The organism is Psychrobacter sp. NG254 (assembly GCF_015277735.1).
Lineage (GTDB): Bacteria > Pseudomonadota > Gammaproteobacteria > Pseudomonadales > Moraxellaceae > Psychrobacter.
In genome coordinates, this window is record NZ_JADHDA010000004.1 from 196,390 (window position 1) to 218,416 (window position 22,027).

Below are 22,027 nucleotides of genomic sequence, written 5' to 3' on the forward strand. Positions count from 1 at the left end.
CAATATCTTTGCTATTTAGTAATAAAACGTGTTCTTTTGAAATGTTTTTTGTAATATACTTACTTAAATGTATACTTTTAGTTAAATTTTGATTTTTTAGTATTTAAACTTTAAAAAACTTTAGAGGACACAAGCTATGTTGAAAAAATCACAGAATTCTGTTGTAGATACAACCGTAGTTACTTCTATTTGCAAAGAAGATTATAAGGCAGGTAAAAAGGCATCGTATCTAGCAATCAGTATGTTAGCTATTAGTGGCATATGTCTAACAGCAGAAGCTGTAGCAGCAGATTGGACAACTATTGCCGACTGTACATTCAGTTATGGGACCTACTATGGGGGTGGTCCTGATACTTGTGACACACAATTGGCAGAACTGACAACTGGCGGAACTGGCGCCAAAGGTGATAAAGGCGACATCGGTCTGACTGGTGCTACTGGTGCCAAAGGTGACAAGGGCGATCAAGGCGAAACTGGTCTGACAGGCGCTCAAGGTTTGACTGGTGCTACTGGTGCTACTGGCGAACAGGGTATCCAGGGTATGACTGGTGCTATGGGTCCTATGGGTATGCCTGGTATGAACGGTATGGATGGTGCTCAAGGTATGACTGGTGCTACTGGTGCCAAGGGTGATACTGGACTAACTGGTGCAAAAGGCGACCAAGGTATCCAAGGTGAAACTGGCCTGACTGGCGCTAAGGGTGACAAAGGCGACATCGGTCTGACAGGTGTTAAAGGTGAGCAAGGTATCCAAGGTGACACGGGGTTGACTGGTGCCAAGGGTGATAAAGGCGATATCGGTCTGACTGGTGCTACTGGCGCCAAAGGTGATAAAGGCGATATCGGTCTGACTGGTGCTACTGGCGCCAAAGGTGATAAAGGCGACATCGGTCTGACAGGTGCTACTGGCGCCAAAGGTGATAAAGGCGACATCGGTCTGACAGGTGCTACTGGCACCAAAGGTGATAAAGGCGATATCGGTCTGACTGGTGCTCAGGGCTTGAAAGGTGATACTGGTGCTAAGGGTGATGCTGGGCTAACTGGTGCAAAAGGCGACCAAGGTATCCAAGGTGACGCTGGTTTGACTGGTGCTACTGGTGCCAAGGGTGATGCTGGATTAAATGGTGACCAAGGTATTCAAGGTGTACAGGGTGAGATTGGTGCCAAAGGTGAAACTGGCGCTAAGGGTGATAAAGGCGACATCGGTCTGACAGGTGTTAAAGGTGACACGGGTTTGACGGGTGCTCAGGGTGTGAAAGGCGATACAGGTGTTAAGGGTGATGCTGGATTAAATGGCGCAAAAGGCGACCAAGGTATTCAAGGCGAAACTGGTCTGACTGGTGCTCAGGGCGTGAAAGGTGATACTGGCGCTAAGGGTGATAAAGGCGACATCGGTCTGACAGGTGTTAAAGGTGACACGGGTTTGACGGGTGCTCAGGGTGTGAAAGGCGATACAGGTGTTAAGGGTGATGCTGGATTAAATGGCGCAAAAGGCGACCAAGGTATTCAAGGCGAAACTGGTCTGACTGGTGCTCAGGGCGTGAAAGGCGATACTGGCGCTAAGGGCGATACAGGCGAAGCAGGTAAGGATGCTAATATCAATGTCGCTATACAGACCTCTAATAGTACAACCACACCAGCCCAAGCGACAGGCAAAGATGCCATTGCGATAGGTAATGGCGCAGTAGCTGAAGGCAGTCAATCTATTAGTATCGGTGTAGGTAATTTGGTAACAGGTAAAAATTCTGGCGCGATTGGTGATCCAAGCACAGTCAGTGGTTCAGGCAGCTATAGCTTTGGGAATAATAATACGGTAACTGGCAATAACACGGTCGTTTTAGGAAATGGCATTAGTACTGCAGTCAACAACGCAGTCGTTGTTGGAAGTGATTCAACATCAACCCGTGATAACACAGTGTCAGTTGGCGCAGCAGGTAGTGAGCGTCAGGTGATCAATGTAGCTGATGGAACACAGAATACAGATGCAGCCAATATCAGACAGTTGAATACCGCAAAAATCAATGCTGTAACCGAAGCTAATACCTATACTGATAACAAATATGATGTTTTGAATAGCAGCTTTCAAAGCTATTCTAACGGTGTAAATCGTCGAGTTGATGATGTGGAAAAAACTGCAAATAGTGGTGTGGCGATCTCTTTAGCGACACAGCAGGCTATTCCCAATCTCAGCCCAGGCAATGTGGCTGTGTTTGGCGGCATGGGTCATTATGAAGGACAAAGCGCTGTTGCTATTGGGGCTGCCACTATGTTAGATAATGGTCGAACATCAGTTAGTGGTGCATTTGGTTTTGCTGATTCAAGATTTGGTGGACGAGTAGGTGTATCTTACATATTTGGCCAATAAGATTTTCTGATTAATTTATATAAATTAAATCTTCGCCCATATATAACACCCAAATAAAAAGGACGCTACGGCGTCCTTTTTATTTGGGTGTTATTCACAACACCTTAAACAATTAACTACAACTTAAAATGCTGGCTGGCGCTTTGGAACCGCACCCAAAAACTCATTACGCGCTTGATTGTTGTGTGTGTATTCACCTAGCATCGCTGTACTGCGTGTGGTTGAATGCTGTTTATTCACACCGCGCATCATCATACACATATGTGACGCATCCATGACCACAGCGACGCCGCGGCAGCCAGTAACATCCATAATCGTTTGGGCAATCTGCTCACTTAGGTTTTCTTGTATTTGCAGACGACGGGCAAACATATCAACAATACGGGCAAACTTCGACAGACCCAGTACTTGTCCATCTGGCAAATAGCCAATATGAGCGACACCATGGAACGGCAACATGTGATGCTCGCATAAAGAATAAAACTCAACATTTTGCACCAGTACTAGTTCACGATTGGCTGATGGAAAAACAGCATCATTGACCACTTCTTCTAGACTTTGATGATAGCCTTGGGTCAAATGAGCAAATGCTTTTGCAGCACGAACTGGTGTATCTAATAAACCAGGGCGTTCTAAGTCTTCGCCAGTAGAGGCAATCAACTGACGATAAGATTCGGTACTTTCTTTATAATCTGGGGTTATTATAGGGGTCTTACTCATAAGTTTGGCAGCCATCCAAAATGTGGGTGTAGCTTAACGTTGAATCCTATCGAGTCCGGATTCTTATAAAAATTGTGCAAGCTGGGAAGGGCTGTGATTATACTTGAAATCTGCTCAACTTCATACTGCTGTGGCAAGCCGCTGCGTGTTTAATCAATAGATAGGGGTCAAACATGCAATCAGATGAATCATAGTGACTATATTTTGGTATGAGCTTATTAGAATGACAGTAGCCTTATACAGTTTACGACTGTTTACTTAAATTAATTCGTGTATAATAACTCATCTTTTCATCTGTACTATTCATTAGTCTAAATCTTCTAATTACTCTAAATAAATTCTTATTCTAAATAATCTCTATCGATTCAAAAGGAAATATTATGCTATTGCAAGGGCAAAGATTCGTCGTAACTGGCATCGCAAGTAAGCTTTCTATCGCATGGGCTATCGCAGAAGCGCTACACCGTGAAGGAGCATCATTGATCCTGACTTATCCGAACGATAAAATCAAAAAACGCGTGGATATGGCTGCCGAAAAATTCGAAGCAGATTTGGTGCTAGAGTGTGATGTCGCCTCTGATGACTCGATTGCTGCTTGTTTTGAGCAAGTTGCGGCTCATTGGGGTGATGGTATTGATGGTGTGGTACATGCGATTGGTTTTGCACCAATGGATCAGCTAGACGGTGATTTTGTCAATGCCACTACTCGTGAAGGTAGCCACATCGCGCATGATATCTCAAGCTATAGCTTTGTTGCCTTAGCCAAAGCGGCTCGTGAATTATTAGCGATGCGTCATGGCTCTATGCTGACTTTGACTTATGAAGGCAGTATTTCAGTATTGCCAAACTACAATGTCATGGGTATGGCAAAAGCCAGTCTAGAAGCGAGCGTCCGTTATCTAGCGACGTCTATGGGCGGCGAAGGTATCCGTGTTAATGCCATCTCAGCCGGTCCTATTCGTACGCTTGCTGCTAGCGGTATCAAATCATTCCGTAAAATGCTCGATATCAGCGAAAAGATTGCACCACTACAGCGCAATATTACTCAAACAGAAGTTGGTAATGCTGCATTGTTCCTGCTATCTCCGTGGGCGTCTGGTATCACAGGTGAGATTATGTTCGTCGATGCAGGTTTTAATACCGTTGCCATCAGCGAGCAGTTAATGATGCTTGATGAACCTGCAAAATAATAATGGTTATAAACGATTCGTTTGATGATAGAAAAGGCAGCCAGTAGGCTGCCTTTTCTGGTTATACTAGGAGTCTTTTTGGCCACGTGCTTTTTTAGCGATGCGCCTTTTTAGCTACGTGCCTTTGGACGAGGGATATGATAACCAAGTTACCAAAGTGGATACTATGGGGCGGAGCGGTACTGGCGTTCAGTGCTGGTTGTGTGAATACGACTGCGTTGATGGGTTTTGCCAATTTATCAGTGTCGCACGTCACTGGCAATGTCAGTCTGTTTGCAGCGGCTATCGCGCACTCAGACGCGCGTAGTGTTTTATATATTGGCACCTTGTTGCTGTCTTTTTTGGCAGGCGCTATACTGAGCGGGTTTGTCATTGGGCAGACGTCATTGAAGCTTGGCCGCCGTTATGGACGCGCGCTATATCTAGAAGCCGCATTATTGCTGATTAGCTATTGGCTATACCAGCAACATGATTACTTAGGGCAATTAGCAGCAGCGATGGCCTGCGGATTGCAAAATGCGATGGTCGCAACTTATAGTGGGGCGGTCATTCGTACGACTCATTTAACAGGGCTGACATCGGATATGGGGGCTGCAATCGGTAATTGGCTTGCTGGTCGATCTATTAGTAAACCAACCTTAGGATTCCAAGCCATTATCTGGTATTGCTTTTGCGGTGGTAGTGCAGTAGGTGCTTTTTTGTTTGCCAAAGTCAGCTATGATGCTTTGTTCGTTCCCATCACAATTGTTTTGACAGCAGCCTTTATATACAACTATGTCTCAGATCATCTCCCAGAAGTTAGAGAACCAAAAAAGGATCAGCATTTATCATAATGATAAATGCCGATCGTATTTATTCTTAAGCCTCTGAAAGCTTATTTAGGTATAAAATAGCAAAATACCAAAGCAGCAAGCTATCTTTGAATTTACTCTTTATGATCTTCGTGCTCGTGCATTCCTTGCATCATATCTAGCATGGAATCATCAGTACGCTGTTGGTCTTCTTTGGCCAGACTATCTTGGTTGATGTCTTTTGGTGCCATCTTAGTCGTTGCATCGATTTTATTTGAGTCTGTCATAAGCTACTCCAGTATATTTTTATTCGATTTCCATTGTATTCTTCGATTTTACTATAAGTGTCGTAACTAAACCTTTTGAATACTTGTTCTGGTATATGATTTTCACTTAACCTATTTAGTATGGGATATCGCCGATACTTTGTACAGATGCGTTATGGGTTTGTTTAGTGACTATGTGTAAGCGTTACTTTAAGCACAGGAATTTATAATCACATAAAGCCGAAACTCATCGATATCATTATCATTATCGATACAAAAGTATTATATTTGAGCCATTTTTTATTCCGATAGTCATTTTTAGGCATAAGGATACAGGGCGTACTCATACGCAACCTGTGTCTTTATATTTGAGTTTCCACACTGTCTTTGGATCAATAAGGACATTTTATGTCAGAGCAAAAATTAGATAGCCATCTTCCTAACGATGGCAATGAGTATTTATTTACCGATACCTTTCCAAAAGGCACAGGTAAAGGGCTGATCGTTGTCGCAATTGCAGCAATTATCGCGATGATTATTTACAATGTACTGCCATTCGATATCAATGCCAATAAAGGTTTGGCAGTATTGTTCTTTATTGGCGTACTGTGGCTTACAGAAGCATTGCATGTAACGATCACCGCATTGCTTGTGGTCGTAATTGGCGCATTGGTTGGTATACCGGATTTCGATGCCGAGATTGGTCTGCAAAGCTTTGCCAATCCCACTATTTATTTATTCTTTGGTGGGTTTGCCCTAGCAGCTGCCTTGCATGTGCAGCAGCTAGATAAAAAAATAGCATTGAAGATATTATCGATGTCTGGTGGGAATCTAGGCAGAGCGGTATTTTTGATATTTGGTGTGACCGCATTCTTGTCCATGTGGATATCGAACACCGCGACGGCCGCGATGATGTTACCGTTGGCATTGGGTATTTTGACGCAAGTTGACCGTGAAAAAGATCGCGGTACTTTTGTGTTTGTACTACTGGGTATTGCTTATTCAGCCAGCCTTGGCGGTCTAGGTACTATCGTGGGTTCTCCGCCCAATGCCATTGCCGCAAAGGCACTCGATATTGCCTTTGTAGACTGGATGAAGTTTGGTATCCCAATGATGCTGGTACTATTGCCCTTGCTGTTGGGCGCGATGTACTTATTCTTAAAACCCAATCTCAATCGTAAAATCGTACTCGTTGAAGATGAACCAATCGCTTGGAACAAACCGCGTGTAGTGACCATCATCGTCTTTGTCATTACGGCGTTAAGCTGGATATTTTCCAAACAGATAGGTGCCGCTTTTGATATTACAGATACAGATGCGATCGTCGCCTTGTCTGCTGCAGCGGCAGTTGTCAGCTTAGGATTGGTGTCTTGGAAACAAGTCTCAGACAATACGGATTGGGGCGTGCTTATGCTGTTCGGTGGCGGTATTGCACTGTCCACGATTTTGAAAGTCTCTGGCGCATCCTTGGTACTGGGTGAGACTGTGGCCAACGCATTGTCCTCTGCCCCGATCATCGTTGTGATGCTGGCCGTTTCAGCCTTTATTATCTTCTTGACGGAGTTTGCCTCTAATACGGCCTCGGCTGCACTATTAGTGCCAGTGTTTGCCGCTATTGCCGAGCAGATGGGTCTACCGCATGAAGTGCTGGTCTTGATCATTGGTATCGGTGCGTCGTGTGCCTTTATGCTGCCTGTTGCGACCCCGCCAAATGCGATTGTATTTGGTACAGGACTCATCAAGCAAACGGAGATGATTCGTACAGGTATCATATTAAATATTATCGCAACCATTGTTGTTGGATTATGGGCGTACTTTTTCTTGATATAATCCAGTAGCCAATATAAATATATGTATTCATAGAAAATCAAACCCGATGTTTAAGAATGACTTAAACATCGGGTTTTTTATTTCTTATTACGCATAATGTCTGTATAAAATAGCTATGGTTTGAGCTTGTACGGTCGTGAGCAGCAATTGTGCTAGCATTGCTTTTACATATTGATTGCGGTTGGCTGTAGCAGAAAATTATAAGTTAGCACCCACAACTAACGTCATATTATTAAATGGATTTGATCGCATGACACCGTATTTATTAAAAATAGCCATTTTTGTTATTTTGGGCATTATCGGCGTACTGGCTGTGCTGATAGCACGATACTGGGAACCTGATCGTACGGTGTCTGAGCTAAAAAAATGGCAATTGCCCAACAGCGAATTTATAGACATACAAGGTATGCAGGCACATGTGGTGCAGGCAGGTAAATGTCATTCGAATCATAGCAATGTGCCAATCGAAAAGGCGATTGATACTAATACATCATCAGTTGACACAATCGTTTTGTTGCATGGCACATCGGCAAGCTTGCATACGTGGCAGGGTTGGACAAAGGCGCTGTCTGATCAATACTGCGTCGTGAGCATGGATTTGCCAGGATTTGGTTTGACAGGCCCTTATACAGACCAGAGCACAGCATATAGCAGCGAAAATTATGCGGCGTTTGTCATTGAAGTGCTCAATCATTTGAACTTAGATCGTGTCACGCTAGCGGGTAATTCACTAGGGGGTAAGATTGCTTGGCGTACGGCAGCGTTGTACCCTGAGCGTGTAGGACGGCTAATATTGGTAGACGCAGTTGGCTATCCTGCAACGCCAAAACATGTCCCTATTGGCTTTAAACTTGCTAGGTATCCGGCATTGGCACCGATTTTGAACCGTATTTTACCTAGAAGTGTCGTTGAGAAAAGCGTCTTAAGTGTGTATGCAGATGATAGTAAAGTTGATGATAGCTTGGTTGATAGATATTATGAATTGACACTGCGCCAAGGTAACCGGCAAGCTTTGAGTCGCCGTTTGAATGAGACTGATGATGAGAGCGATCAAGCGCAAATAAAGCAGTTAGCTCTACCGACCTTAATCCTATGGGGTGCAAAAGATGATCTTATTCCTGTAGAAAACGCAGCGTTATTTCATAGAGACATACCTAACAGCCAACTTAAGGTATTTGATGACTTAGGTCATGTGCCGCACGAAGAAGATCCTGTGGCAACGGTTAGCGTTGTGCATCAGTTTTTGCTGGATAACCTGATGAGTGATTAAAAAATAGACTTAAAAGTGCTTTGATAAATTAATAATGGTGGTGACTAAAGTCATTTAGAAGGTAATATTTTATGCTAACACTATATATGGTTCAACTTGGGGGTCGTCCCAAAGGTCGTTTGATTGAGCAGCACGATATATTTTTTGGTGTTGCCAATCAGGTCAGCGAACTGGTAGATGATATCAATCAACATTGGCCAGAAGTAAAAAATAAATGGCACATTGATTCGTATCGAGCAATTACTACAATTGATAATTTTGCCATTAAGTTGATTGAATCAAGTGAGAAAGTAGAGAACTCTGCTGATTTGAAGTTATTCTTTATCAATCTAGGGGGGTATCAGCAGGGGAGCTTTGAAGAGTTTCATTATAAGCTACTTATCGTTGCTCCTAATCAAGCGGATGCCATCAAACAAGCAAAGAAAAGCGACTTTTATAAGCAGTTTACTTTTAAAGATGAAGCATCGCCTTTTGACGCTGCCTCACATATCGATGATAAGTTTGAAGTAGGTATAGATGACATATATAACGTGAATGATCTTCTCTCAAACGCTCAACTTTTGATTGAACCTATCAGTGATACAGGCGAGTTGAATGCTCTCGAAGACAAAGAGTACGTGGGCTATCTCAGCATTAAGAATCTGAAAAAATTGGCTTTATAATAAGTTTGTCTAAAGTTTACAAAAGTAGATTTATATATACCTGATTAAATGAAAACAATGGATATATTTAATTCAGGTGTATTTTATAGTATGTAACAGTTCAAACATCATGAGTATGGGAGCAATCAGCACTCGACCAACTTGAATCACATCTAAATTACCCCCATAATCTAAACACTTCTACATAATAAATAGCCTAAGTAAATATGTCCAATAATTCTGAGAATAAACCAAAAATGCCTAGTGAAAGCAGCGTTGAAGAAACAAGTAAGACAACAAATTCAGATGAAAGCCGTTCGAATAACAAGTCCAGCGACGATAAAACTCCTGTTCAGCCTAGCATTGCCTCTGATTTACCGGTACTTGCCAAAGACAGCTACTATTTAAGCCGTCTTGAGCGAGAGCTGGCACGTACCGCTGTGTCCAAAAATAAAAAATCTGACCATGATTCTAAACAGAAGAATAATCAAGACGATGTGCTTGCTAAAAAACGTGCTCAATACGATAAAATAAAAACACGCTCTCAAGAAGCAGTGCAAGCACGTATAGATAGCATTCCAAGTGACTTACCTGCCAAATTAAATCTTGATCTGCCGGTCAGTCAACGCGCTGATGACTTAATTCAAGCCATTATCGATAATCAAGTCATTATCGTCGCTGGGGAAACAGGCTCTGGTAAAACGACACAGCTGCCTAAGCTTGCGATGTTGGCAGGACGCGGTATCACTGGGCAGATAGGGCACACACAGCCAAGACGACTAGCCGCTCGCAGCGTGGCAAATCGTATCGCAGAGGAGCTAGGTGAGCCACTGGGTAATACGGTTAGCTTTAAGATTCGCTTTAATGAGCAAGGGACAGCACAATCTGTTGTAAAGCTCATGACGGATGGTATCTTACTCGCTGAGCTTGGTCATGATCGGTTTTTGAGTAAGTACGATACGATTATTATCGATGAGGCGCATGAGCGTAGTTTAAATATCGATTTTATTATGGGTTATCTCAAAAAGATGTTGCCCAAACGTCCTGATCTCAAAGTCATTATTACGTCAGCCACCCTCGATACCAAGCGCTTTAGTGAATACTTTAGCCGTTATGACAACAAGCTCAAACGGCAAGTTCCTGCGCCTATTTTTAATGTCGAAGGGCGTAGCTTTCCGGTAGAGGTGCGCTATCGTCCGCTAACAGATGAGCCAGTGAATAGCTCAGACGATGACAGCTATGATGATTTTGAAGAGAATCTACCGCGTGCAGTGGTTGCTGCGGTCGAGGAGTGTTTTAGCGACGCGCAGAATAAAGGTCATGCCGATCAAGCTGATATCCTAATATTTGCCGCAACCGAAGCAGAGATTCGTGAAACGCAAGAAGTGCTTGAGCGTCATGGCCCTCGCCATACCGAAGTGTTGCCACTGTTCGCGCGGCAGACTTATGAAGAGCAGCAGCGTATATTTCAGCCATCGGGTCGGGGTCGACGTATTGTTATCGCGACCAACGTTGCTGAGACCGCATTGACCGTACCGGGTATTCGCTATGTGATTGACTTGGGTTTTGCACGGATTTCGCGTTACTCATATCGCTCACGCGTACAGAGATTACCTATCGAAGCCATCTCGCAAGCCGCTGCCAATCAGCGTAAAGGTCGCTGTGGCCGTGTTGCTCCAGGTGTTTGTATTCGACTGTATTCTGAGGAGGACTTTAGTGGTCGTCCTGAGTTTACTGAGCCTGAGATTTTACGCACCAACTTAGCGTCAGTCATACTACAAATGGCCAATCTACGTTTAGGTAGCGTGGATGACTTTGAATTCATCGAGCCACCTGATAGCCGATTGGTTACTGATGGTCACAAACTGCTCGATGAGCTGGGGGCGATTACTTCTAAAAAAGACGCCACTGCTCAAGATAAAACCAATAAGCCAAAAGCAAGAAAAGGGTTAGACCACTTAAGTCTCACCCGTATTGGTCAACAGATGGCACGCATGCCAATCGATCCAAGGCTGGCACGTATGCTGGTGGCTGGTTCTGACTTTGACTGTATTCGTGAGATGCTGATCGTTGTGGCCGCGCTTGCCGTGCAAGACCCCCGTGAGCGTCCTGCCAATAAGCGCACGCAGGCAGATCAAAAGCATGCGATCTTCCGTCAAGATGATTCTGACTTTTTGTTCTATTTGAGTCTATGGAAAGCGCTGTTTGAAAAGGATGAAGACGGTAATAAACTGTCTGGCAATCAGCGTAAGCAGTTCGCTAAGAAAAACTATTTAAGCTTCCCACGTGTGCGTGAGTGGCATCAGACGCATCGTCAATTGGTGCAGATGGTCACTGAGCTGAAGTTAACTGACGCCAATGAATCAAAAGCATCTGATCAGAGCATTCCCAATAATGACCCAACTGCGATCGAAGACGAAGCGCTAAAAGCCGTCAAATATGCCAATTTGCATAGAGCGTTATTGACGGGTTTATTATCTATCATCGCGCACAAGACCGAAAGCCGCGGTGAGTATTTGGCTGCGCGTCAGCAAAAAGCCAAGATATTTCCCGCCAGTACAGTGTTTAAACAGATACCATCTTGGGTCATGGCATTTGAGATGGTGGAGACTTCACAAGTCTTTATGCGTACCGTTGCCAAAATCGAACCAGAATGGATTATTTCAGCGGCAGGCGATTTACTAAAGTATCATTACTTTGAGCCGCATTGGTCCAAGAAAACAGGACGAGTCAAAGCTTACGCACAGATTAGTCTGTTTGGATTAATCATTATCAGTAAGCAGCTGACCAATTATGAGCAAGTAAACTTAGTTGAATCACGAGAGATATTTATCCGTGATGGATTAGTGACTGGTAACTTTGGTCGCAATGCGCCATTTCTGCAACATAACATGGACAAGGTTGCTCATGTTGAACGCATCGAAGACAAGTTACGTCGCCGTGACTTGTTGGTTGATGAAGAAACACTCTATCAGTTTTATGATAAGAAAATTCCTGAGCATGTCGCTAGTCGTAAAGCGTTTGAAGATTGGCGTGCAGAAGTAGAGAAGCATGATACCAAGCATCTATTCTTTACTGATGATGATGTGCTTAATAGCCAAGCACCCACCACAGGCGATTTCCCAGAAGTGTGGAAGCTGGGTGATCTAAAACTGCCGCTTCGTTATATCTTTGATCCAGCCAGCGATGATGATGGCGTGACCATACGCGTGCCGCTTGCGGCATTACCGCAGCTTGACGCGATTGAGCTGTTGTGGGGTGTGCCAGGCTGGCGCTATGAGCTGGTACTTCAGCTGCTCAAGTCATTGCCAAAAGAGATACGTCGTCAAATCGTACCGATACCGGACACCGCTGACAGTTTGTTTGATGAGTTGCAACCTGCTGGCGGACAAGGATTATTGAAACAGCTGTGCCAAGCGCTCAATCGTCGCGGTATTATGTCAGTGACGGTAGAGAACTTTAGCCCCTCTACAATTGACCGTTATTTGCAGCCACAAATCTGTGTGGTTGATGATAAAAACCGCATTATCGAAAAGGGTCGTGACCTACAAACCCTACAGATTCGTCATGCATCTGAGACTAGCCAAGCGGTTACTGAGCAGCAAGGTGTACATACCGAGTTCCCTGAGCATTTTGCTTTTAGCAAAAATCATCATAGCGCAGGTGTCGTCATGAAGCAGTTTGCGGCGCTCGTCACTGATGAGGCAGGCACAGCAGTATCGATTCATCAATATACGGACGTCAATGCAGCGCTTCAAGCACATCGCATTGGGGTGTTGAGCTTAATTAAAAGCAAACTTGGCGCGAAGAAAAAGCAGCTTACTGGTCAAGTTGATAGTATATTTAAGCTGGCATTTGCGCCACTTGGCGACATGGATAAACTCAAAACAATCGTCATTGATGCTGCACTAGATGCCGCTCTTGAAGAGCATTATGTTTTATTTGATCATACTGAGGATTTGCCTGAGAGCGCCGACGATATCGCAGTTGGATTGAGCGAGGAGTTACCATTTACGCCTGAAGAGTATACCCAGACGCTCGACGTCGTACTAAATAACTTCTTATTAACAGGTCAGAGCGTCATAAAAACACTTAAAAATGTTTATACTCGCTGGCAGCGTATTCGCCAAGGGTTATTGATGCTAGATCGTGAGATATTCGGTGAGTCTATCGATGATGTAGAAGATCAGTTAGAAGACCTACATTTGGCAGATTTCGTCTATCGAATGGATTATAGCCATTGGCAACAGTATCCGCGTTATCTTGAAGCGCTGCAGATTCGACTAGAGCGTCTTGAGCACAACCTTGATGCTGACCTCGATGGTGTCTATGCGCTGGATGTTCACATGGAGCGACTTGGCAATCGTGCTAGTGATAAGACCATTAGTGAATATCGCTGGATGGTTGAGGAGTATCGCATTCAACTGTTTGCCCAACCGATGAAAACTCGTATGGCAGTATCACCAAAGCGTCTTAGCAAAATGTGGGATAAGATGGGTTAGAGTAGGCGGTGTTCCAAATAAAAAGGCCAGATTAGCAATCGCTAATCTGGCCTTTTTATTTGGATAATATTTAATGACTGATTTTTTCTGTCAACACACCCATACTATAGAGCACAAACGTAATCACAGTGATTGCCACGATAAATGGGGTTAATGCCCAAATCACGATGTTTATTAATAATGAAGGCACGAGTCCATCAAACAGCTCAATATCTGGAGTAAAAAACTCAGTCATCACATCGACAGAGCGCTTGGCAATGGGAAATAGTAACGTACTAAGAGCCAATATATAGACATATTTGTTAAAACCTGGGTCACTCATGACAACTATAAAGTAAAACCCTAAGAAAAAAGCAACGCCTAGCGCCCAGCATTTTAGAGTGTAACTTAAACGAATCATGTTATCTCCTCCCCAATCTATGCAAATATCATCTACTGAAAACAGCTCGAATACATTCATTTTTTTAAATATATACTATATGTTATATTACGGATGTATAGTAAAAGTCAACTGTTTTTTGCTTGAACAACAAATTTCTTTTGGCTAAAAAATGAGAAAGTGTAGAGACCTCTTGAGTAGGCATTGGCCTTAAAACCTAGTTATCAATGGGAGTTTCGATACTCAGATGAATTCTTGTAGCCAAAAGATAGTAGTCAATCAATAATCTGTGGTGGTAAATAAATGGTAAATTCATTCAATGGCTCTATGAGTACGCTGTAAGGCTGGTTTTGCTCTGAAGGAGTCACAATACCTAAGGTTGATAAGAGCTTGAAGTTGGCAGAGATAAGGGAAGCGGGTCTGACATTGAGTCTTTTATGCCAAACTCGATAAGTCCCAAGCTTACCATCACGACGATGGTAAAATCCTGCCAATGGATGGGTCAAGTAAACAAGAGCAGACTCAGTATCAGGAAAACCTGTAAATGCAAAAACATCCTCTGCCTTTTGTTCAAGAGATACTTCGGCAGTAGCCCATTCTGAATCAGCAGTGACTGAGTATTTTGTATACCTACCAATCTCATTATCAAAGTGACAATCGAAAGTTATATCAGCACTATGCCATGGCAGATTCCATAAATATCTAGGTATTGCCAATGTCCAAGAATCTAGGGTCGTACCCAAAAACCATACACAGCGTTCGCCTGTCTCTGTATCTATGATGTAGATACGATAATTGGTCTGTCCCATCGTGAAGGTTGGAAAAGGAAAAACGGCAGAGGTAAAATCAACGTCAATAAATGGGACAACAGAAATCAAACCTTTTTCTATACCATCTATCATTACTGTATCAAGCTTGAACCGATCGGGAAATATACCCTCAAATCTCTCTGCTGGCACCGCATAAGTGATAATAGAAAAGTGCTTTAGACCGCAGGTAACATCGAGTCCTGTCGGCTTGGGCCTATCATGTAGATAATCTTCAAAACGTCTCAATTCTTGCACGACATTTCCTTATATAGTTATGATGGTGGATACTCAAAAAACTTATGATTTGTATTCGCTGTAGATATAAATAATGAAATGGCTATCACATCAACTCACTACTTGGGCTCACACCAAATAATCGCTTATATTCGCGGCTAAATTGACTAGGACTTTCGTAACCAACCTGCATGGCTATTTGTGATATTTGCGCGCCGTGTATCTTAATCAAACGTCTCGCCTCCATTAATCGCAAGCTTTTTTGATATTGTAATGGGCTTAATTGGGTAATTTCTTTAAAGTGCTGGTGAAACCCTGAGATGCTCATGCCGCATCTACTAGCTAAGCTCTCAACCATAATAGGTTCATCTAAATGCGCCTTTATCCAGTCAGTCGCTTGGGCGATGCGGTGTGTATGGCTACCATCGACAACCAATTGCCTGAGCTTACCTCCTTGCTCCGCTGAGAGCAGGCGATAGTATATTTCTTGCTGAATCAACGAAGCCAAAAAATCAATGTTATTTGGATAATCAAGCAAGCCTATGAGCCGTTCAAATGCTGCCATTATCGTATCGTCTAGTTGCCACTTTATTCCTAAATGACTACTTGCCATGGATTGATTGGAAGGTATCTTTGCCAAGACGTCTCTAATCATGGCTAAGTTTAGTTTCATCGATAAAACGATGACAGGATTTTTGATTGAGGCGTGTTTGATGTGCATGCTCAGCGGAATATTGACGGGGCAAAACATTAGATTGCTATTATCAAATCTTTGACAGTCAGCTCCTAAGTAAATCTCTCGCTCACCCTGAAGTACAATACAAATGCTTGGCTCTTGGATATAACTGACGGCTTTGCTTGGTCTGTCTGCACAGTAAAAAAACAAACCTGCAACAGCAGACTCGATGGTTTTATTTCTAGGCAATACGGTAAGAAGGTGCTCAATGGTTACTGGGTTCATGATGATGACTTGTTTTATAAGACTGTCTGATACTATGAAATTTTGTAGGATTAGGCAAGAGTTATAGAGGTCTGTTCTAACGCATAAATGCAAAGGGTTCTATAATAATTTCATCGCAACAGCGTAAGTACGACCTCTAATAACATGAAACAAGGAATAATTACTCATGAAAATATTTTATAAAACCCGCGCGACAGCCACTGGTGGACGTTCTGGCCATACTGGATTAGATGATGGTTCATTAGGGTTTGATTTGGTATCTTTTCAAGAGCAAGACAAAGAAGGTGTTAATCCAGAACAGCTTTTTGCTATGGGTTACGCGGCTTGTTTTGATAGCGCTTTGAGCATGACTGCACAGCACATGAAATTGCCTGTCACCTCTTCAAAAACCTCTGCACAAGTAGGTATCGGTATGAAAGCTGACGGCAGCTATAACTTAGAGGTGGAATTGTCTGTAGAAGTATCAGGTATTGATGAAGCACAGGCGCAGCAGTTGATCGAAGCCACACATCAGGTGTGCCCGTATTCTAACGCTACTCGCGGCAATGTAGAGACTCGCTTGGAAGTTACCGTTGTTTAAGGTATTGTTCGATTGAGAAGAATATCCTTCTCCAATTTATCTGTCTAAATACCAAACAAAAAAATCCAGTGTTAGATGTTTGAAGCAAACGTCTGACACTGGATCCATGCACCTCTGATATTTATTAGGTGAACTGCTGATTAACTCTCTAGTTGATCAATAATACTTTGATATTTCTCTTTTTTGCCAACCAGTTTGCTATGCTCTTTTTCTGCATTGGCGTCTGATTTTTTAGAATCTTCTGCTTTTTTATCGAAAGTTTCCAGTTCTGCATTGACACCATCAAGCAGTTTATTCAATAACATAGCAACGGCTTTTTCAGATACCCCGTATGTCATGCCAGAAGCTTCAGACTTAAGGTCATCTTTTAACTTAGCCGCCCATTGATAGACATTGGCTACGGCCGCGCTGTATTTATCTTCTTTATCCGACTTATCGCTACCTGACTTGTCATCCTCTGACTTTTTGTCATCAGATTTATCGCCTTTATCAGATATAAAATCATCTTTTAGCTTAGCTGCCCACTGATATATATTGGCTATCGTCACACTCTTATCGTCTTTGTCCGACTTATCGCTATCCGACTTGTCATCAGACTTATCGTTTTTATCCGGCTTACTGTCTTTGTCAGATTCATCAGACTTGAAATCTTTATCAAATATATCATCTTTATTAGACTTGTCGTCTTTGGCGTCGTGATCACCTTCAGAAATTAAATCATCACCTTTTAAGACTTCTACAGAGGTCACAGCACTATTCTTAGGAGCTTCTACTGACTCATTTTCTATATTATTATTAGAAGAGTTGTTTGACATGATTTTTATCCTTTTTAGTATTATTTATTGGAATAGATTGATACTCGATATTAAGCCAGTAAACGCTTCTATTCAGTAGATTAATGTAAATGTATGATGTAAATTTTTGCGCTTTCCCTCTCTATATTTACTGAATTAGCTGCCATAAGTAACAACGGTAATGCATAAAGTTTTTTCTATAGCCATGACAGACTGATTAGAAGCTATTGAAGTAAAAAAACATCGAAAAGTGCTGTAGTCAAACGTCTGACTTTCACTAATGATGAGTCGCTATATACTATCTTGAGCTGTATTCTTATTGACTACTTTTTTATTTAAGGTAAACACCAATACCGCGCCCAAAATAACCGTGCTTGCAATGATAAATGGCATAGTCAGCTGCTCAGATAAAAATACCACACCTAGTAAGGCAGCAATCACAGGCACACACAGCTGAACGATAGCGGCTTGTGTATTCTTTAGTAAAGGCATCGCTGTATACCAGATACTGTAGCCCAACCCTGAGGCGATCGCTCCTGATGCACAGGCGAGTAGTACCCCTTCAGTCGTAATACTTTGTAAATTGATATTCTTTAAGCCCATATTGTCCAAATACGTCATGCCTACTAGTAATAGTATAGGCACAGCGACTAAGCTACGCACGAAGTTAAACCCTGTCGCTCGAAGCGGTGATACGCATGATTTCCCGCGTATACTGTATATTCCCCATGCCACACCGCTTATGGCCATTAACGCTGCCGCCAATGGTGACGGTATGGCAGCTGATGGCAACATCAAATACACGAACCCTGCCACTGCGACGACAAATGCTAGCCATTGTAGTACGCTTAATTGCTCTTTTTTATAGATGCCCCAGCCAATCATGGTGAGCTGGACTGCTGAAAATAAAATTAATGCACCAGTACCTGTATCAAGCTCTACATACGCAATCGAAAAGCATAGTGCGTAAATCACCAAGCTGACACTACTCAGCCAACTGCCTTTATCACTTAATATAGCGTGAGCAGCAGCGCTATCATGATTGGAGGTTTGGCGCCGCAGTCTGTATGCGTGAATGGCCATGATAAAGATCAAACAGGCAGTCGCACTGAGCAGACGAATGATCGTAAAACTCCAAGCATCGATATAGCCTTCTGCCAATGCCATTCGGCAAAACAGAGAGTTTGCGGCAAAGGCAATTAACGCAATAATGGTATAAATAGTGGCTTTCAAAAGTAATTCCTACAATGGATAAATGGCACAAAAAAGGCAAGCATAAGATGTCAATTTTAGGTTTTTAGATACGCTGTTATAGCGATCGCTTATTTTTTAGCGAAAATAATAGATTGATAACTTATCAACCTAATTCATAGCTGTCTCACAAGACAGGATATTTTGTCGTACTTGTGGCAAAAAGTCTCTTTTAAATCAGAATAACGATAGTTGTATTGACGATAAGGTCTAAATATAGGGATGATGTGCTTTGCATCAAACGAACTATTTGAACACCATTCATTAAACACAATAAATCAGATAAATAGGAAACGATAATATGGATTGGGCAAGTATTTTTATTCATGACACAACTTGGTTGTTTGCCGTTGAAATCTTAATACGTGTCACTGTCATGTTTGTATTGATTATCACATTTTTGCGATTCACTGGTAAGCGCGGTGTCCGTCAGCTTTCTATTTTTGAGTTAACCATCATTTTATCGTTAGGCTCTATCGCAGGTGATCCCATGTTCACCGAAGACCTGCCCATCATTCAAGCAGTATTAATCATGGGTACCGTCATTTTGCTCTATAGGCTCTGTACTTGGGCAATGATGAAATTTCAGCCTTTTGAAGACCTGTTAGAAGGCAAGTCACTTTATATTGTAGAGGATGGCATGCTAGTACTTGATAAAATCAAAAAAGGGGAGATGTCACACGATGAGTTTTTTGCTGAAATGCGTCAGCAGGGCGTTGAGCATTTAGGGCAAGTTCGTGTTGGTTTGCTCGAGACAGATGGCAACTTTAGTATTTTATTGCACACCTCTGAAAAGACAGATTACGGTATGCCGCTTTTCCCTAAGCAATATCGACCTGTCGAGCAAGTAGAGTCAGGTGTCTATTATGCTTGTATGTATTGCGGTTACGTTGATGAAATCTCTGACCCCAATCAGTGTTGCCCGAGATGCGCGGATAATTGCAATAATTGGGCTAAAGCGTTAAACAATGAGATAGTCAAATAATATAAGCACTTGGCTGACTTAGCTCAATTGATAGGCTAAGGCAGCCAAGTGCTTCTTTTAAATTATCAGATAAAAATCTCTCATTTACTGACAGTTTGTCTGACTGGTTTCATAAATAATATGGGTTAAGTGGCTTGCATAATTTACGTGACTTTATTTAAGTAACTTTATACCAGTCAAGTTTGCGAGTCATCACCATCACGCAGGCAAGTATCACAAAGCAGAATAGCGCACCCAGTAATAGATTTAGGTCCTCTGTACTTAAAATCCCAAAAAATGCAGCATATAGTCCAGCAAGTGTTGCGGTAAAGATTACTGCACGTTTTAAACCGCCAAATACATAGTAGCTATACCAGCCAATAAGCCCGATACAGGCGCTAGCCGCAATGGCATACGCTTTCCAAAATACTATCTGCTCAGCCAGCGGTAGCAATAACACATAAAAAACAAATAGCGCACAACCGACTAGCAGATACTGAATAGGGTGGATGCGACTTGATTTGAGCACTTCAAACAAAAAGAAAGTGCCAAACGATACTAAGATTAATAGCAGAGCATATTTCATGGCTCGTTCGGTTTGTAGATAGACATCATTTGGGCTCGCAAAACTAACCCCAAAGCTGTTCAGCAGAACACTTTGATTGCTGCCAGCCACTGTCACGCTGTCTGCCGTCTGACCTCTCGATGACTCAAAATCGATATTGAGCGTTGATTCACTCATGACAGTACATTGATGGTTAGGTGCGCTGATGCACTGAGAGAGGTATTGGTTATTGGCGACGGTCAAATACTGATTTTGCCAACTGGCATCAAATCCTTCAGCGGTAATGCTCTTTGTATTTGGTAATGCTTTACCGATGAAGTTTGGTGTCTGCCAATCACTATGCATTGACAGAGTAAAGTTCTGCCCAGTTGGTACAGTCGTTAAATTGCTAATGCCAGCTAACGGCAAGTCGATCACAATATTGAGTGCTTGATTGTTTTTAGGATTAGGTAACTGGCTACTTACCCCTGATTTATCTAGATTTGTATCCTTTGAGCTTGCGACAACACGAGGTTCTTTATTCTGCTGGCTAGTAGGATTGATCAATTGATTCAATACGTCTTTAGGAATATCTACTTCAACATAGGTTAAGTTTTCTATCATTGGTATCTGCGGATAGTTTGCTTTAATCGATTTTTGATTGATTGTGACGGTAGGTAGGGTAGCGACACCGCGTAAATCAGATACAGGAATGATAAGTTTTGCTTTATTCCAGTGGGTAATGGTTTTAGCCAGTTGCGTGTTATCTGCATTAGGAGAGGTACCGACTGAATCTGCATCATCGTCAATTGTAGTTCCAATCTGATCTAAATTTTCTAAAGTCTCTGCAAACGTATAACTCTGATCGAATGTCAGCTGACCATCATAGCTAGTCGCGCTATAGATACCGCGTTTATAAGTATCAGTATTTACTTTTAGGTCTTGTGCAGCTTGCGTCTGAGTGGCAAATACCGTCTCAGTTTTCGAGTATGAAGGTTCGCATTTGCGCTTTACATTTAGTGTATCTGTTGCATCTGACTGACAGGCAGGTGTGACTGTTGTAGGAATGGCGATAAATGGGGTGATAACTTCTTGTGGATTGACATGCTGCTCGGTGATTTCTTTTATTACTGACGCTGCGTAGTTTTGCCTCTCGTATATGATAGAGCCAATCATACTGAGTCCAATCGAAAAGATAATACAAAGTCCTACAATGATAGATAATTTCGTCAATAATGTCTTTTGCATGTTGTCGCCTCCTAAGTGCCTTTAATCCACAGCTGCCGAGATAGCAGACTGTGGCTTTAAAAGACATCATAGAGAGGGTATGAAGAGAAGATGTGCAGGAAAGATGGAATAACTGTGAAAGGGTAAAAGTTGATATTACCGGATAATTATTTTTGAGTGTTAATGCTTTTTCGTGTCGCCAACGACTTTATCCATGATAGCGAATAACAAGCCAGACAACACAAAGGTCATATGAATAATAACCTTCCACATGAGCTTGTCAGCATCAAGTTCACTCATTCCACTAGATATATCCATAAAGGACTTCAAAAGATCAATCGCCGAGATAGCAACGATCGCTCCGATGACTTTGAGCTTTAGGCCAGAAAAGTCTACTTTGCCCATCCAGCTAGGACGATCATCATGAGTGCCAGTATCGATTTTTGAGACAAAAATCTCATAGCCACTGAATATAATGATAAGCAATAAACTGGCAACCAGAGAGATATCAACCAATACCAATATGTCTACAATCACACTGGCCTCGGAGGCCGTGAGAATGTCAGCGAACATATACCATAGTTTTTGGACAAACTTAATAAATAATAAAATAATGCCTAGCACTAATCCTAGATAAAAAGGCGCCAGTATCCAGCGGCTATTAAATATGGTTTTTTCTAAGTAAAGCTCAAGCTTCTTTAGCATGGGT

At 42.4% G+C, this 22,027-nt stretch carries 18 protein-coding genes; 9 read left to right on the plus strand and 9 right to left on the minus strand.

Translation table 11 applies throughout. The features are described from left to right. Positions 1-136: 136 nt before the first annotated feature. Positions 137-2,365 carry a YadA family autotransporter adhesin gene (locus IP510_RS13900; protein ID WP_320154190.1) on the plus strand — a complete coding sequence of 743 codons (2,229 nt, stop codon included), beginning with the start codon at positions 137-139 and terminating at the stop codon, positions 2,363-2,365. A gap of 123 nt (positions 2,366-2,488) precedes the next feature. On the opposite strand, the gene folE is transcribed toward IP510_RS13900, so the two are convergent. Further along, a complete protein-coding gene (gene folE, locus IP510_RS08315; protein WP_227669600.1) occupies positions 2,489-3,085 on the minus strand; it encodes a GTP cyclohydrolase I FolE in 597 nt (198 codons plus the stop codon). Positions 3,086-3,465: 380 nt separating this feature from the next. Here folE and IP510_RS08320 point away from each other — a divergent pair, with 380 nt between their 5' ends. Then, positions 3,466-4,275 (plus strand): enoyl-ACP reductase, encoded by an 810-nt coding sequence (locus tag IP510_RS08320; protein ID WP_194364320.1) that lies wholly within the window; start codon positions 3,466-3,468, stop codon positions 4,273-4,275. A gap of 137 nt (positions 4,276-4,412) precedes the next feature. Next, positions 4,413-5,108: a YoaK family protein gene (locus IP510_RS08325; RefSeq protein WP_194364321.1), complete on the plus strand. Its 696-nt coding sequence runs from the start codon at positions 4,413-4,415 to the stop codon at positions 5,106-5,108. A gap of 92 nt (positions 5,109-5,200) precedes the next feature. On the opposite strand, the gene IP510_RS08330 is transcribed toward IP510_RS08325, so the two are convergent. Further along, a complete protein-coding gene (locus IP510_RS08330) occupies positions 5,201-5,353 on the minus strand; it encodes a hypothetical protein (RefSeq protein WP_194364322.1) in 153 nt (50 codons plus the stop codon). 387 nt (positions 5,354-5,740) lie between these two features. On the opposite strand from IP510_RS08330, the gene IP510_RS08335 reads away from it, so the two are divergent. From IP510_RS08335 to hrpA, 4 genes are all read left to right on the plus strand, one after another. Continuing rightward, the gene (locus tag IP510_RS08335; RefSeq protein ID WP_194364323.1) at positions 5,741-7,162 is read left to right on the plus strand and encodes an SLC13 family permease; all 1,422 of its coding nucleotides are present in this window, start codon (positions 5,741-5,743) and stop codon (positions 7,160-7,162) included. Between the two features lie 250 nt (positions 7,163-7,412). Next, complete coding sequence (locus tag IP510_RS08340) at positions 7,413-8,432, plus strand: alpha/beta fold hydrolase (protein WP_194364324.1); 1,020 nt, start codon at positions 7,413-7,415, stop codon at positions 8,430-8,432. A 71-nt stretch (positions 8,433-8,503) separates the two neighbouring features. Next, positions 8,504-9,094 (plus strand): DUF1543 domain-containing protein, encoded by a 591-nt coding sequence (locus IP510_RS08345; RefSeq protein WP_194364325.1) that lies wholly within the window; start codon positions 8,504-8,506, stop codon positions 9,092-9,094. Positions 9,095-9,300: 206 nt separating this feature from the next. Continuing rightward, positions 9,301-13,575: an ATP-dependent RNA helicase HrpA gene (gene hrpA, locus IP510_RS08350; protein ID WP_227669601.1), complete on the plus strand. Its 4,275-nt coding sequence runs from the start codon at positions 9,301-9,303 to the stop codon at positions 13,573-13,575. A gap of 70 nt (positions 13,576-13,645) precedes the next feature. On the opposite strand, the gene IP510_RS08355 is transcribed toward hrpA, so the two are convergent. The 3 genes from IP510_RS08355 to IP510_RS08365 all read right to left on the minus strand — a co-directional run bounded on the left by IP510_RS08355 (position 13,646) and on the right by IP510_RS08365 (position 15,958). Next, positions 13,646-13,975, minus strand: coding sequence for a hypothetical protein (locus IP510_RS08355; RefSeq protein ID WP_194364326.1), 330 nt, complete (start codon positions 13,973-13,975; stop codon positions 13,646-13,648). Positions 13,976-14,229: 254 nt separating this feature from the next. Further along, positions 14,230-15,018 carry a DUF2071 domain-containing protein gene (locus IP510_RS08360; RefSeq protein ID WP_194364327.1) on the minus strand — a complete coding sequence of 263 codons (789 nt, stop codon included), beginning with the start codon at positions 15,016-15,018 and terminating at the stop codon, positions 14,230-14,232. A gap of 85 nt (positions 15,019-15,103) precedes the next feature. Further along, positions 15,104-15,958: an AraC family transcriptional regulator gene (locus tag IP510_RS08365; protein WP_194364328.1), complete on the minus strand. Its 855-nt coding sequence runs from the start codon at positions 15,956-15,958 to the stop codon at positions 15,104-15,106. A 166-nt stretch (positions 15,959-16,124) separates the two neighbouring features. Here IP510_RS08365 and IP510_RS08370 point away from each other — a divergent pair, with 166 nt between their 5' ends. Further along, positions 16,125-16,538, plus strand: coding sequence for an organic hydroperoxide resistance protein (locus IP510_RS08370; RefSeq protein ID WP_194364329.1), 414 nt, complete (start codon positions 16,125-16,127; stop codon positions 16,536-16,538). 140 nt (positions 16,539-16,678) lie between these two features. On the opposite strand, the gene IP510_RS08375 is transcribed toward IP510_RS08370, so the two are convergent. Together IP510_RS08375 and IP510_RS08380 are read right to left on the minus strand one after the other, a co-directional pair. Then, positions 16,679-17,353 carry a hypothetical protein gene (locus IP510_RS08375; protein WP_194364330.1) on the minus strand — a complete coding sequence of 225 codons (675 nt, stop codon included), beginning with the start codon at positions 17,351-17,353 and terminating at the stop codon, positions 16,679-16,681. A gap of 270 nt (positions 17,354-17,623) precedes the next feature. Next, positions 17,624-18,565, minus strand: coding sequence for a DMT family transporter (locus IP510_RS08380; RefSeq protein ID WP_194364331.1), 942 nt, complete (start codon positions 18,563-18,565; stop codon positions 17,624-17,626). A gap of 319 nt (positions 18,566-18,884) precedes the next feature. On the opposite strand from IP510_RS08380, the gene IP510_RS08385 reads away from it, so the two are divergent. Next, positions 18,885-19,568: a DUF421 domain-containing protein gene (locus tag IP510_RS08385; RefSeq protein WP_194364332.1), complete on the plus strand. Its 684-nt coding sequence runs from the start codon at positions 18,885-18,887 to the stop codon at positions 19,566-19,568. 157 nt (positions 19,569-19,725) lie between these two features. On the opposite strand, the gene creD is transcribed toward IP510_RS08385, so the two are convergent. Together creD and IP510_RS08395 are read right to left on the minus strand one after the other, a co-directional pair. Beyond that, positions 19,726-21,339 carry a cell envelope integrity protein CreD gene (gene creD, locus IP510_RS08390; protein ID WP_194364333.1) on the minus strand — a complete coding sequence of 538 codons (1,614 nt, stop codon included), beginning with the start codon at positions 21,337-21,339 and terminating at the stop codon, positions 19,726-19,728. Positions 21,340-21,498: 159 nt separating this feature from the next. Further along, the gene (locus IP510_RS08395) at positions 21,499-22,023 is read right to left on the minus strand and encodes a TIGR00645 family protein (RefSeq protein ID WP_194364334.1); all 525 of its coding nucleotides are present in this window, start codon (positions 22,021-22,023) and stop codon (positions 21,499-21,501) included. Positions 22,024-22,027: the final 4 nt, after the last annotated feature.

Excerpts from the sequence above, each read along its gene's own strand:
- IP510_RS13900 (WP_320154190.1), top strand. The coding sequence starts at position 137 with ATGTTGAAAAAATCACAGAATTCTGTTGTAGATACAACCGTAGTTACT.
- folE (WP_227669600.1), bottom strand. The coding sequence starts at position 3,085 with ATGAGTAAGACCCCTATAATAACCCCAGATTATAAAGAAAGTACCGAA.
- IP510_RS08320 (WP_194364320.1), top strand. The coding sequence starts at position 3,466 with ATGCTATTGCAAGGGCAAAGATTCGTCGTAACTGGCATCGCAAGTAAG.
- IP510_RS08325 (WP_194364321.1), top strand. The coding sequence starts at position 4,413 with ATGATAACCAAGTTACCAAAGTGGATACTATGGGGCGGAGCGGTACTG.
- IP510_RS08330 (WP_194364322.1), bottom strand. The coding sequence starts at position 5,353 with ATGACAGACTCAAATAAAATCGATGCAACGACTAAGATGGCACCAAAA.
- IP510_RS08335 (WP_194364323.1), top strand. The coding sequence starts at position 5,741 with ATGTCAGAGCAAAAATTAGATAGCCATCTTCCTAACGATGGCAATGAG.
- IP510_RS08340 (WP_194364324.1), top strand. The coding sequence starts at position 7,413 with ATGACACCGTATTTATTAAAAATAGCCATTTTTGTTATTTTGGGCATT.
- IP510_RS08345 (WP_194364325.1), top strand. The coding sequence starts at position 8,504 with ATGCTAACACTATATATGGTTCAACTTGGGGGTCGTCCCAAAGGTCGT.
- hrpA (WP_227669601.1), top strand. The coding sequence starts at position 9,301 with ATGTCCAATAATTCTGAGAATAAACCAAAAATGCCTAGTGAAAGCAGC.
- IP510_RS08355 (WP_194364326.1), bottom strand. The coding sequence starts at position 13,975 with ATGATTCGTTTAAGTTACACTCTAAAATGCTGGGCGCTAGGCGTTGCT.
- IP510_RS08365 (WP_194364328.1), bottom strand. The coding sequence starts at position 15,958 with ATGAACCCAGTAACCATTGAGCACCTTCTTACCGTATTGCCTAGAAAT.
- IP510_RS08370 (WP_194364329.1), top strand. The coding sequence starts at position 16,125 with ATGAAAATATTTTATAAAACCCGCGCGACAGCCACTGGTGGACGTTCT.
- IP510_RS08375 (WP_194364330.1), bottom strand. The coding sequence starts at position 17,353 with ATGTCAAACAACTCTTCTAATAATAATATAGAAAATGAGTCAGTAGAA.
- IP510_RS08385 (WP_194364332.1), top strand. The coding sequence starts at position 18,885 with ATGGATTGGGCAAGTATTTTTATTCATGACACAACTTGGTTGTTTGCC.
- creD (WP_194364333.1), bottom strand. The coding sequence starts at position 21,339 with ATGCAAAAGACATTATTGACGAAATTATCTATCATTGTAGGACTTTGT.
- IP510_RS08395 (WP_194364334.1), bottom strand. The coding sequence starts at position 22,023 with ATGCTAAAGAAGCTTGAGCTTTACTTAGAAAAAACCATATTTAATAGC.